The organism is Pantoea sp. X-Soil-YNGN-844, assembly GCF_059730595.1.
Window position 1 is genome coordinate 597,270 of the sequence record NZ_AP036007.1, and the last position, 12,062, is coordinate 609,331.

A 12,062-nucleotide genomic window follows, 5' to 3' on the forward strand; every position below is an offset into this window, starting at 1 on the left:
GCAGCAGTGTACACCCTTGTGAGCTGCAACACAGCTAACCCTGTTCGGGCATTCCCTGGCAGCTAAACCGTGTTCAGCCTCTCTGTCACCCTTTATGCAACTGCAGGCTCGTCGCATCTGAGGTACGTTCTGGCGCTACCGCCACTCTGCTGCGCGTTAAAAAATGACTGACAGAAGAAAAACAGTCTTTCCTGCAGCATGGCTTTGGCTGGCTGTTTCACACAGCTCGCCGCTATCGGCCAGTGGATGAGCAGATAACAATGCGATTTAATCTGCCTGCTGGCGGGGGGGTCACCCTGTCGCCGATCTCCGCGCTGGCGGGCTATATCGGCGGCAATACCAGTTTAATCGGCTACGACAAACATCACGGTAATGCGATTAGGGTGCTGCAGAACGGCTGTAACCGGAGCAACAATTCAGGCATTGGGTTGTTGGTCGATCGGGCAACTCAGGATAAAGTGGTCTGATCCGTTACCTGACCTGTGTGCAGTAAAGCGAACCGCGCTGTTTTCCCTGCACATAGCATCAGCACAACGGAACTGAAGTGCGATAAACTTTAGCCTGACTGTCAAAATTCAACGTGGAAATCATTATGCGCAGGACTCAACGTGTACTTTTATCAATGGGATTACTGGTTGGCTCGCTGAGCCTGATCCCCGCTGTACAGGCTGCTGGCGAAGCAACGGATAGCGTTCCGCCACCGCCGCAGATCCAGCCCGCTAATCCTGATGCTCAGCCCGCGACGCCTGATACCGGCAGCGTCCAGCCGGATGCCGGTGCGGCGCAAAACCAGGCACCGACCAGCTCACAGTCAAATGATGGTATTACGCCAACCACGCCAAACACGCCGTCAACGGTCAATGGTGCGCGCCCTAATTACGATCTCAGCACCATTATCATTGACTACAAACAGTACAACATCGGTGACATCGTGCCAGAGAAGTACACCGATAAAACTTTCACCATCACCGAGTGGCAAAAGCGTAATCTGCCTGCACCGCAGGAAAATACCCACTGGGCGTATATCAACGCCAACTACATTCTTATTACCAATGACACCGGCAAAATCGTCATGGGTAAATCGGGCGATATCTTCTTCCGTGGCTGATTCCGTAGATAAATAAAAATCAGCCGGTCGTGATGACCGGCTTTTTTTAGCTGAAACGCTCTGCACTAAAGCCTGCCAGCATCGGGTGCTTCTCACCGCTTACGATCTCCTCCGCCAGTAATTCCCCGACAATCAGCGCCAGCGTTGCGCCCGAATGCGTGAACGCGACATAACAGCCGGGGACCTTCTGCAACTGGCCCAGCACCGGATCGCCATCGCCCGGAATCGGCTTCAGGCCAATCTTCCAGCTCTGAACGCTGAGCGGCTCGTCACCCCGTAACAGCCTGCTCGCTTCGTCTGCCAGCTTTACCACGACCTGCTCATCAATATGGTACTCACCGCCGGGCAGCAGCCGGATATCCTCTTCGTACCAGTCATGATCCAGCGCATAACGGTTACCGGGGTTGGGCCGGATGGCGGCGCGAGGCGTGTTCAGCACCGATTTCAACTCATGGCTGCCTGGTTCGGTGATGACCAGCATGGAGACCGGCGATCCGTTGGGGATCGTCACGCCAAGCGGTGCAACCACATCCGGTGTCCAGGGACCGCACGCGACCACCACCGCATCTGCCCGCAGTTCACCCTGTTCACTGCGGATGCCACAGGCGCGGCCCTGATCGGTGAGCACGCTGGCTTTACCGGCGTGCTCTATCACTTCACCCCCGCGCGCCCGGAACTGATTCACCAGATAATCGGTCAGGTGCGGCAGGCTGACCCAGCCTTCACCGGGATTGAATATCGCCTGCGACGGCAGTGCGTCGGGATCGATGGCCGCATCTGCCTGCGCCACGTTATCCGCGGTCATAAGTTGTGAGTCGTAGCCGTGGGCTTTCTCATAGGCATGCCGCGCCTGGGTTCCGGCTGCATCGTCTTTAAACCAGCAGACCCCGCCATCAAAACGCAGCCAGTCGAGGTCAGGATGTTGAGCAAACAGGGTGCGATAGCGATCGATGCCCGCCATGCGCAGCGCGTGATAGGGCAGGGAGCGCTCACCCGCTGAGTTGAGCCACGACAGTGAACGTCCCGATGCGCCGGAACAGAGCGCAGCTTCGGTCACCAGCGTCACCGCCGCACCGCGTTTGGTCAGTTCCAGCGCCGTCGAGACACCGATCACGCCACCGCCCAGTACCACCACTTTCAATTCAGTTTTTAACGCCATTATCAGGTTCCTTGCTCAGTTACAGCACTTCAGAGAGAAAACGTTGCAGTCGCGGCGACTGCGGTGCATCAAAAATGGCACCCGGCGGTCCGGCTTCAACAATCTCGCCTTCGTCCATAAACACCACCTGATCTGCCACTTTGCGTGCAAAACCCATTTCATGGGTCACCACCACCATCGTCATGCCGCGACGACAGAGATCCGCCATCAGCGTCAGGACACCTTTTACCAGTTCGGGATCGAGTGCGGAGGTCGCCTCGTCAAACAGCATGACTTCGGGGTCCATCGCCAGCGCACGGGCAATCGCGACCCGCTGCTGCTGGCCGCCGGAGAGATCGCGTGGCCGGTGATCGGCGCGCTGACCCAGGCCCACCTCTTCCAGCCGCTGACGCGCAATCGCCATCGCCTGCGCTTTAGGGAGGCCTTTGACCCGCCACGGGGCCAGCGCCACGTTCTCCAGCGCGCTGTGATCGGGGAAGAGATTGAAGTGCTGAAATACCATGCCAATCCGCAGCCGTAGCGCATCAGGCTTGTCGTGCAGCACCGATCGGTCAGCCAGCAGGACATCACCGGACTGCGGCTCATGCAGCCGGTTGATGCCGCGCAGCAGCGTCGATTTACCCGAGCCGGATGGCCCGATAATGCAGGTGGTGCTGCCTGGCGCGACCCGCAGCGAGACCTTACGCAGCACCTCGATCGGGCCATAGGCCAGCGTCAGATCGCGCAGCTCCAGGCTGGCACCGTGCCAGCTCGCGCCGTTCAGGTTATTCATGGGTGCCTCCGATTCGGGGGTGCGTGACCAGTGAAACGCCGGGCGTTCTGACTTCATCCACCTCTTTTAAGCCGCTTTGCGGAGCCGCCAGGCGACGGCGACCGGTGCGATAGCGCACATCGACATAGTTGACCATGTGCGTCAGCGGCACGGTGATGATCAGATAGAACAGCCCGGCCAGCATCAGGGGCGAGAGGTTGCCGGTGAGCACCGCCGCATCCTGACCCACGCGAAACAGCTCCCGCTGCTGGGTCATCAGGCCCAGCAGGTAGACCAGCGAGGAATCTTTGATGATGGCGATGAACTGGTTAACAATGGCGGGCAGCACGCGGCGGATCCCCTGTGGGATCACCACCAGCCGCATTGCACGGCCATAACTCATTCCCAGCGCCCGGCAGGCCTCCATCTGGCCGCGTTCCACGCTCTGAATACCGGCGCGAAAAATCTCGCCCATATAGGCGCTGGCGATCAGGCTGAGGGCGAAGATCCCCAGCGGATAGGGCGTCGGACCGAACAGCTGATAGCTGAAACGCGCCAGGCCCTGACCAATCAGCAGAATGGTCAGAATCGAAGGCAGCCCGCGAAACAGATCAGTATAGAGCCGGGCCGGCAGGCGCAGCCAGCGTGAGGGCGAAATGCCCATCAGCGCCAGCAGCAGACCAAACAGCGTGCCGAGCAGCGTGGCTGCCAGCGAGATAATCACCGTGTTGACCAGCCCGGTGGTCAGCATCTGCGGCAGCACTTCCATCATGGATGGAAAATCAAAGAAGGTGCGGGAAAGAATCGTGAGCAGGTCCATCGCCGTCTCCATGCAGGGCGGGGCTTCCCCCGGTTAACTCAGGACGCGAACGTCCGCCTCTTTATTGCCCGCCAGGCAGATACTGTTTTGGCATCGGCGATCCGGGGAACCACTTCTCGTAAAGTCGTTTCCAGGTGCCATCCTGCATGGCGGCTTTGATGGCACCGTCCAGCGCGGCCTTAAAGGCGGGTTTGCCTTTGGCTATGGCAATGCCAGCCGGTGCATCAAACGAGGGAATGTCGGCGGCAGAGACCAGTTTGAAGCGTTCGGCGTAGCTTTTTGCCGCCTCGTAGTCCAGGAAGATGGCGTCGAGTGTGCCGTTGTTGAGCGCGGAGACGGCGCTGTTGTTATCCGGGAAGCGCACCAGGTCCGTCTGTGGGAAGTGTTCGACGGCATAGCTCTCCTGCAGCGTGCCCTGAACGACGCCGAGCCGGTGTTTTGCCAGGCTGGCGACATCCTTCACGCCGCTGTCAGAGCGGGTGAGAACGGTGAGAAATCCCGCCAGATAACCCGTCGAAAAATCGACCGTCTTTTTCCGCGCAGGCGTGATGCCGATAGCCGCCACCGCCGCATCATACTGACCGTTAGCCACGGCCGGCATGATCGCCGAGAAGTCCTGACCAATAAAATCGACCTTATCGATCCCGATACGGTGGGCGACATCCCGGAAGAACTCGACGTCAAAGCCGGTGAACTGACCGCTGGCATCCGTGAAGGTGTACGGTTTGGAGTCGCCGACGCTGGCGACGCGAAGCTGACCGGGTTCGATCAGCCCATAAGGATTATTATCGCTGGCAGCCAGCGTACAGAACGAAAGTGAACAGAGTGCGAGGGCGGTGCCGAGCAGTGTGCCCAGGGTGGTTTGCGATTTCATAGCTCATCCGTTTTTGCAGGTTTAAACATCAGAGACTGTTGAGCCAGCAATTATAATTGAGACCGGTCTCAACGCAGGTGGCACCTTAAGACGTGGGCATTGTGAGACCGGTCTCAAGGGGTTACAATGAGTTTAAGCACAGCCTTTTTTCGGCGTCAATATTCCTGTCATCAACCTGTGATTCAAAATAATTATGACGAGTCAGAAACGACAATCGAAAGCGCCTACCGTGGCGGATGTGGCACGTGCAGCAAACGTCTCTAAAGCTCAGGCGGCGCGTGCGCTGGGAGGCTATGGGGCGGTCAGTGATGAGGTGCAGGAACGGGTCAGTAGCGCAGCCTCTGCGCTGGGCTACCGTCCGAATGCACTGGCCCGCAGCATGAATACCGGGCGTTCTAATACCATCGGTGTGATTGTCGGTGATATCGAAAATCCTCACTTTGGTCTTGCGCTGCGCGGGATGGCCGATGTGGCACGCACGGCGGGTTACCATCTGCTGCTCAGTAACAGCGATGAGAAACTGCAGGCTGAGCAGGATGCAGTGCGGGTGATGCTGGAAAAGCAGGTCGACGGCATTATCGTGGCGCCATGCTGTTCAGAGCACCAGCACAACAGCCATCTGACGCAGGTACTGGAAGAGGGCAGAGCGCTGAAATTATTTGATCGCGCAGTGACTGACCTTGATGTGGAAGCGATCTGCTGCGAATTCGCTGACGTCGCTGAACAGGCGACCGCCCGGTTGCTGGAGGCAGGTCATCGTCATATCGCCTATGTCACCAGCATGGCGCTGGCAACCGACTACAGCACGCCGGGCGATTTTGGCCTGACGCCAGTCGCCCAGCGCGTTGGCGGCATGATGCAGGCCTTTGCTGCCGCGGGCGTGGAATTTGATCCAACGCTGGTGAAAGTGAACGCGCTGGATGAAACCGAGATTGCCCGTATTGTGGCTGAGCTGTGGCAGCGTCCGCAGCCGCCTACGGCGCTGGTGGCCTCAGACAGCGTGGTCGCGATGTGGCTGCTGCGGGAAGTCACGCAGCGCGGACTGCGCATCCCTGCCGATCTCTCCTTTGTGATGTATGACAATTTTCCGTGGAGTGAGATTGTCACGCCGCCGCTGACTGTAGTGGCGCAACCGGTGTATGAGATGGGCCGGGAAGCCGCACGACGCCTGATTTCGGAGATACGCGGCGAAGCCGTCGGGCCGATGCCGCGCTTTGATGCCCGCCTGATGATTCGCCAGTCGATTGCTGCGCCAGCCGGCCTTGTCAGCGCGGAATGATTAGGTTATCCGGGCCAGCCGAGCAGGCGGCTTAGCTGGCGCGTCGCTGCGGTAATTTGCGTGTCGCTGCAATTACCATAGCCAATAACCAGCCCCTGCTGCACCGGTTCGCACAGACAGAAGGTCGAGAGAGCCGTGGGCGCGTAGCCCGCCTGGAGCAGTGTGCGGGTAATAGCAACGTCATCCCGATGAGGATCGAGTGGCAGCACCAGATGCATACCGCTGTTACCACCCAGCAACGGAATCGCCTGACCTGCAGCGCGCTGCAGTTCGGTGCGTAGCCATGCCTGTCGCTGACGATATAGACGACGCATTTTGCCCAGATGTCGGCGATAATCACCACTGAGAATAAAACGCGCCAGCGCCTGTTGTTCCAGCCGGTTTCCGCCGCGCAGGATTTGATGGAGTGCCGGTCGCAGACGCCTGACCAGCGGCGCGGGCAGCACCATAAAACCGATGCGCAGCGCGGGGAATAGCGTCTTGCTGAATGAGCCGAGATAGATAACCGGAGCATTATCAGTCATGCCCTGCATCGCCATTACAGGTTCGCCGTGGTAATGGAAGTCGCCATCATAATCATCTTCAATAATCCAGGCCTGGTGCTGCTGCGCAGCTGCAATCAGCGCCAGACGCCGGGCCGCGCTCATGACGACGCCGGTGGGATACTGATGGGTAGGCGTGGTATAAATCAGACGGGGTGGAGCCTGTTTCCAGTGTTCCGGCTCGGGGGCCATTCCCTGGTTATCGGTGCGGATCGGGACAACGTTAAGTTCTCCGGCCTGCAGAGCCGATTTGGCATTACGATAACCCGGTTCTTCAATCCAGCCATGATCGGCCGGATTACTCAGCAGGGCGACGCACAGCGTTAACGCCTGCTGCACACCTTCAGTAATCACAATCTGTCCGGGGTCACAACGTACACCGCGCGTGATACGCAACTGTTGCGCCAGTACGGCACGCAGTTCTGCTTCACCAAAGGGATCGCCATAGCCGAGCAGCGACGGCGGCGGGTGACTCATTACCTGACTCAGCGCCCGGCGCCAGGCCGCCATCGGGAAATGATTCAGGGCGGGTATGCCAGGTCGCAGCGGCAATGAGCCGGTGTCGATCCACTGGCTTTGGTGAAAAGCCTCAATCCGTTTTGCCAGCGGCCAGCTGGCTAGCGTGTCGTCATCCGCCTGCCCGGCAGGCAAAGCCAGTGAGCTGACGCGGCTGCCCTGTCGATCGCTCATCAGATAGCCCTCAGCCTGCAACTGGGTCCAGACGTTAAGCACGGTATTCCGCGATACCTGCAGCTCAACTGCCAGCTGCCGTGTAGCCGGTAACATCGCGCCAGCGGCAAGCTGACCCTGCAAAATGCCCTGTTTTATCCGCTGATAAAGTTGCTGCTGCAGCGTGGTCCCGGCGGCGGGTATCAATGGTGCCAGCAGCAAAGGGGAGATCTCTGGCTTCATAGTCGGGTCCCGTGGATCTATCATTTTTCCTGATTGTGGTACTTTTTAACCCACCATGATAGTGGCAATCTGCAGATATCATCTGCAGCCGGGAGGCGATATGTCACCACACCTGAATCAATTCGAACAGCCGGTCGGCCACTCTTTACCAGACTGGCAATCCCGTCCTTTACCGCAGCATCAGGTTTTCACCGGCGAGTCATGTCGGCTGGAGCCTTTCAGTGCAGCACGGCATGGTGATGCACTGTCTGAGGCCTGGGGGCTGGCTGAGGATGGACGCGACTGGACTTACATGTTTATGGGACCATTTGCTGACAGGCAAGCGTGGCAGGATTATTTCAGCCAGATGGAGGGCAGTCGCGACCCGCTGCATTTTGCGGTGATCGATATCGCCACCGAGCAGGCGGTGGGCAGTCTGTCGTTAATGCGCATCCAGCCTGAACATGGCGTAGTGGAAGTCGGACACGTTGCTTTTTCGCCCAGGCTGAAGCAGACCCGCATGGCAACGGAAGCGCATTTTCTGCTGATGCGTTACGCGTTTGAGACGCTGGGTTATCGTCGTTATGAATGGAAATGCGACAGCTGTAATGCCCCGTCGCGTAAGGCTGCGGCCCGTCTCGGTTTCCGTTATGAAGGGGAGTTCCGTCAGGCAATCGTCTATAAAGGGCGTTCGCGTGACACCAGCTGGTTTTCGATTATCGACAGCGAATGGCCGCAGGTGAAAAAGGGCCTGCAGCGCTGGCTGGCAGAGGAAAACTTTACCGCTGAGGGCCAGCAGCGTGAAAAGCTGGAAGCACTGCGCGACAGACCCTGACCGGGCAGTGGGATTAAAGTAAAATATCTTTCAGGACCGCTGCCAGCAGGGTGGTGGTCATGAGGATAGATAACCGTTTGATCCAGCGCATATCAGTGCTCAGTGTCACAACGTCATTTCTCAGGCTGTCAACAGCGCCCGTTAATCGGAAATTCATTTCACTGAGCATCCCTTCCATCTTATCCACTTTGATATCCAGGTGATTAAAACGGATGGCCAGCTTGTCGGTTTTTCTTTCAACATGGCCAAGCCGCTCGTCGATCTGATTAACTTTTATGGTGAGATGCCCAAGCCGCTCGTCGATCTGATTAACCTTTGTGGTGAGATGCCCGAGCCGCTCGTCAATCTGATCTACTTTCGTCGTAAGCTTGCCGAGTCGATTGTCCATCTGGTCGACTTTGGTCGTAAGTTTGCCAAGTTGATCGTCAATCAGATCCACTTTTATCGTAAGTTTGCCGAGCCGCTCGTCTGTCTGTTCAGCTTTTGTCTGAAGCTGGCCGATCCGGACGTCAATATGATTGGCTTTGGTCTGAATCTGACCGAGCTGCTTCCCGACCTGTGCGCCTGGCTGCCTCTGCTGCATATCGGTAAAAACCTCCACCATCGCCTCCGCTTGCTGATCGTCGATCCCCGCCTGTTGCAGCGCTTTAAAGGCTTTGTGGGTACTCATCATTGTGCTTGTCATCACGACACCTCCCTATGTACTTCGGCGATAACCGCATCATGACAGGCAAAAAGCGTATCACCACTCAGTCGATTATATTTTGCGCGCCTTGCCGAAAAATATCAATTAGTACAACAGGTAACGTGCAGCGAAGTGCGGGCTGGCTCGCAACATGTCGCGGGAAATAGGATGAGGCGCCTCTGCGGTAATCCGCAGCGGCGGGAGAAGAAAAAACGGGTCTTAAGGCTGGGGTACGATTTTAATTTCAACCATGCCGATGCCCAGTTTGCGCGGATCCTGGCCGGTGATATTGCCGGTGTTACTCAGCTGCGGCTCAGGGGGGGCAATCACCAGCTGATGGCTGGCGCCTGGGTTATCGAAATGCAGGGTATGCGTCGATATCTCTTCGCCCAGCGACAGCAGTTGCTGCTGATCGCCGACCCGAACCGGGATCGCGCGGTGTGCGTTGGGGCCATATGCACGTGCGGTAATGACCAGATCAAACTTAGCCGGGAGTGCATCGACATAATCGATATGCACTTCTGGCGCGAGATTGGCGTTTGACCAGCGCCCCCAGCTCTCTGGCCGTGAGATGCCGCTGAAGCTTTTAATCGTTTCCGGCGCGCCAGGTACATCAAGCCGGAAGCTGTCAGCGCTATAGCGAATGTTGTTATCTTCAATGCGGATCTGCGCCAGGTTCTGCTGGTAACGTGCCTCGCTGACAGCGCCGTCCGGGAACTGCACTTTGCCTTTCCACTGCGGTTTGTCGACATGTGTCACGGTTGGCGTGCCGCCGAGCTGCCCCATCGCCACACAGAGATCGCCGGAAAGGGCCAGCGAAGGCTGCCAGAGTCGCGCCATTTTAAAACAGCGATCGACCCAGAGAAATTTATCGGCTGAAGCGAAATCGGCCAGCTGATAGCGCAGCGGGGCCGAATATTCCCCTTCCGGCATCGGCTCAACATGCTTATCGCTGATGCGGAACAGAATCGGCAATTTAAAGGTGGTGCCTGAGAAGCTGAACGTATTCTTCGCCTGATCCACCGTGAAGCTGTCTATCTTCTTCGGGAAGTTCCAGAGCTGGATGATGTCGGGTTTCCAGCTCGCCACCTTACTCTTCATATCGTCGAACTGGGTGGAGAGCGAAAGAGAGGAAAGGCTGCTGCGGCCCAGGCCAATCGCGTTATCGCCGCCGAGAATATCCAGCAGCGTCGCGCCATTATCCAGCGTGCTGCGCTTCGCCTCCATCAGCTCCGCCTGCGGTTTATCACCCCGGATCACCATGAACAGATTGCGACGTGGCTGTTTGACCAGCCACGGATGCGCCGTGTTGTTCATGGCCAGATGATCGGAGCTCACCACAATCACGGTGTTTTTAAACCACGGCGATGCTTTGATGCGTGTGATCAGCCGCGCCACATGTTCCTGCGAGCAGGCGACCGCGCTGAAGGACTGATTCGGTTTGCCATCAATGCTGTAGCTCCTGCGATCGCAGCTGCGTGAGATAAACCCGTCCGGGTGATGCGTATCGACGGTCAGTGTAAACAGCGCGAAAGGTTTACCGGCCTGCGAGAGTTCCTGATACTTCTCAAAGACTTCATCCAGCACCGTATCGTCGTAATAACCCCAGTTATTGCGATAAGCAGGATCGGCAACGCGGCTTTTCAGCTCCTGCGAACCATAAAGATTTTCGGGGTCGAAACCGTGCGATTTCAGGAAGACATCTTTACCGGCAAAACGCAGATCGGCACCCTGAATAAACCAGTTCTGGTAGCCGGAGTTTTTCAGGATGTCGCCCAGACAGACGTTTTGCGGATAGAAGCTGGAGAGCGACGCCGACGCATTACCGTCAAACGGCGCAAACAGTGGAATGCCGCACTGTGAGGCGACCATGCCTGCAATGGTGTAGTCGGTGCCGGGTAACTGTTCGGTTTCGCTGAAGTCGATACTCTGCTCTTTCTGCCGGCTCAGCTCAGGCGCCAGGCCAGGAAAGGCGATGGGGTCGAAATAGGTGCGCTCTAAGCTTTCACCATAGATGTAAACCACGTTGAGACGCGGCTGTTCAATGCGATTACGCGGCACTTTATAGAAGTTGTCGAAGTCAGAGTCCGCCATCTGGGTATGCGACACGATGAGCGTTGCGACCTGGCGAAAGGCCGGGGTGGTCTGCACCGAGCCGAGCGCGCAGGCTGCCGCCAGCAGCGACCAGCCCATGTGATGCGGACGCTTACGCCGCCGCAGAATCCACGACAGCAGGCAGAATAGCAGAAACAGCACGATTATCAGCCCGATCGCTGGCACCACATATTTACTGACACCCGCGCCGGTCAGGCTGTTAGTCAGCGTGTAGAGCACCGCATCGTTGATGCCGTCACCGGTAAAATAGTTGCTGGCATAAAGGGTGGCGTTCAGGACAACGAAAAGCACCAGCAGGATAAGAACAAGAATAAACCAGAATTTGTTACGCCCGGCTTTACAGGAATAGATTGCAATAGCGGCCAGAAACAGCGCGACGGAGACCAATTCGGACAACGGTAAATCCTCTCTCTACAGGGTTGCACGAGGCTTCACGCAACCGGCCACCTTCGGGGATGGTTTTTCGACAATCTATATTGGCTGTCATCCGGCTGCAACATATCCAGCCCGATTTGTGCGGTGGAGAGCAGATTGGTTCAGAAGTGAGGTTTTCAGGCGTGACGGTGGCTGGCGCACCGTCAGCAGAGCAGAAGTCAGGACGTTTTTCAGAGTTTGCCGGTGAGGTATTGCGCTTCGCCGTCGGCAAAACTCCAGTCACCTTTGTCGTTGGTAATAAAGCTGATCATTAAATCGTTGCCCTGCACGCCACAGTGCTCACGTAGCTCACGCGCCAGCTCCGCCATAAAATGCTGCTTCTGTTCACGACAGCGTGGGCTGGTATAAACCCGCACCATCACCAGATTATCGCTGCGGCTGAATCCCAGGCCGGTATCCTGAAACACCATCTGATAGCGCTTGTTTTCCTGAACAATCTGATAACGATCCCGTTCAGGCACCTTAAAGGCTGTCAGCACGGCACGGTGCGCCGCATCCAGCAGTGTACGCAGTTCTGATTCTGAACGACCCTGAATAACATCGAATTGCAGCAGTGGCATAGTGAATT

General features: G+C 57.3%; 12 protein-coding genes. 4 read left to right on the plus strand and 8 right to left on the minus strand.

Translation table 11 applies throughout. The features are described from left to right. Positions 1–260: 260 nt before the first annotated feature. Complete coding sequence (locus AC6I8C_RS02585; protein ID WP_497821529.1) at positions 261–467, plus strand: hypothetical protein; 207 nt, start codon at positions 261–263, stop codon at positions 465–467. A gap of 125 nt (positions 468–592) precedes the next feature. Next, complete coding sequence (locus tag AC6I8C_RS02590) at positions 593–1,108, plus strand: RcnB family protein (protein ID WP_497821530.1); 516 nt, start codon at positions 593–595, stop codon at positions 1,106–1,108. 46 nt (positions 1,109–1,154) lie between these two features. On the opposite strand, the gene AC6I8C_RS02595 is transcribed toward AC6I8C_RS02590, so the two are convergent. The 4 genes from AC6I8C_RS02595 to AC6I8C_RS02610 form a co-directional block, all read right to left on the minus strand. Then, positions 1,155–2,267, minus strand: coding sequence for an NAD(P)/FAD-dependent oxidoreductase (locus AC6I8C_RS02595; protein ID WP_497821531.1), 1,113 nt, complete (start codon positions 2,265–2,267; stop codon positions 1,155–1,157). Positions 2,268–2,286: 19 nt separating this feature from the next. Continuing rightward, on the minus strand, positions 2,287–3,039 hold the full coding sequence (locus AC6I8C_RS02600; protein WP_033731403.1) for an amino acid ABC transporter ATP-binding protein: 753 nt from the start codon (positions 3,037–3,039) through the stop codon (positions 2,287–2,289). Continuing rightward, positions 3,032–3,838, minus strand: a complete 807-nt coding sequence (locus AC6I8C_RS02605) for an amino acid ABC transporter permease (protein WP_497821532.1) — start codon at positions 3,836–3,838, stop codon at positions 3,032–3,034. The genes AC6I8C_RS02600 and AC6I8C_RS02605 overlap by 8 nt, the downstream gene beginning before the upstream one ends. A 61-nt stretch (positions 3,839–3,899) precedes the next feature. Next, positions 3,900–4,712: an ABC transporter substrate-binding protein gene (locus AC6I8C_RS02610; protein ID WP_497821533.1), complete on the minus strand. Its 813-nt coding sequence runs from the start codon at positions 4,710–4,712 to the stop codon at positions 3,900–3,902. A gap of 193 nt (positions 4,713–4,905) precedes the next feature. Here AC6I8C_RS02610 and AC6I8C_RS02615 point away from each other — a divergent pair, with 193 nt between their 5' ends. Continuing rightward, a complete protein-coding gene (locus tag AC6I8C_RS02615; protein WP_497821534.1) occupies positions 4,906–5,991 on the plus strand; it encodes a LacI family DNA-binding transcriptional regulator in 1,086 nt (361 codons plus the stop codon). 5 nt (positions 5,992–5,996) lie between these two features. Here the strand turns inward: AC6I8C_RS02615 and pdxR are convergent, their stop codons facing one another. Beyond that, positions 5,997–7,445: a MocR-like pyridoxine biosynthesis transcription factor PdxR gene (pdxR, locus tag AC6I8C_RS02620; RefSeq protein ID WP_497823299.1), complete on the minus strand. Its 1,449-nt coding sequence runs from the start codon at positions 7,443–7,445 to the stop codon at positions 5,997–5,999. Positions 7,446–7,545: 100 nt separating this feature from the next. Here pdxR and AC6I8C_RS02625 point away from each other — a divergent pair, with 100 nt between their 5' ends. Beyond that, positions 7,546–8,259, plus strand: a complete 714-nt coding sequence (locus tag AC6I8C_RS02625) for a GNAT family N-acetyltransferase (protein WP_497821535.1) — start codon at positions 7,546–7,548, stop codon at positions 8,257–8,259. 13 nt (positions 8,260–8,272) lie between these two features. Here the strand turns inward: AC6I8C_RS02625 and AC6I8C_RS02630 are convergent, their stop codons facing one another. The 3 genes from AC6I8C_RS02630 to AC6I8C_RS02640 all read right to left on the minus strand — a co-directional run bounded on the left by AC6I8C_RS02630 (position 8,273) and on the right by AC6I8C_RS02640 (position 12,054). Then, the gene (locus AC6I8C_RS02630; protein ID WP_497821536.1) at positions 8,273–8,944 is read right to left on the minus strand and encodes a hypothetical protein; all 672 of its coding nucleotides are present in this window, start codon (positions 8,942–8,944) and stop codon (positions 8,273–8,275) included. Between the two features lie 219 nt (positions 8,945–9,163). Further along, positions 9,164–11,455 (minus strand): phosphatidylglycerol--membrane-oligosaccharide glycerophosphotransferase, encoded by a 2,292-nt coding sequence (opgB, locus tag AC6I8C_RS02635; RefSeq protein WP_497821537.1) that lies wholly within the window; start codon positions 11,453–11,455, stop codon positions 9,164–9,166. A 209-nt stretch (positions 11,456–11,664) separates the two neighbouring features. Further along, the gene (locus AC6I8C_RS02640; protein ID WP_497821538.1) at positions 11,665–12,054 is read right to left on the minus strand and encodes a tautomerase family protein; all 390 of its coding nucleotides are present in this window, start codon (positions 12,052–12,054) and stop codon (positions 11,665–11,667) included. Between the last annotated feature and the right edge of the window lie 8 nt (positions 12,055–12,062).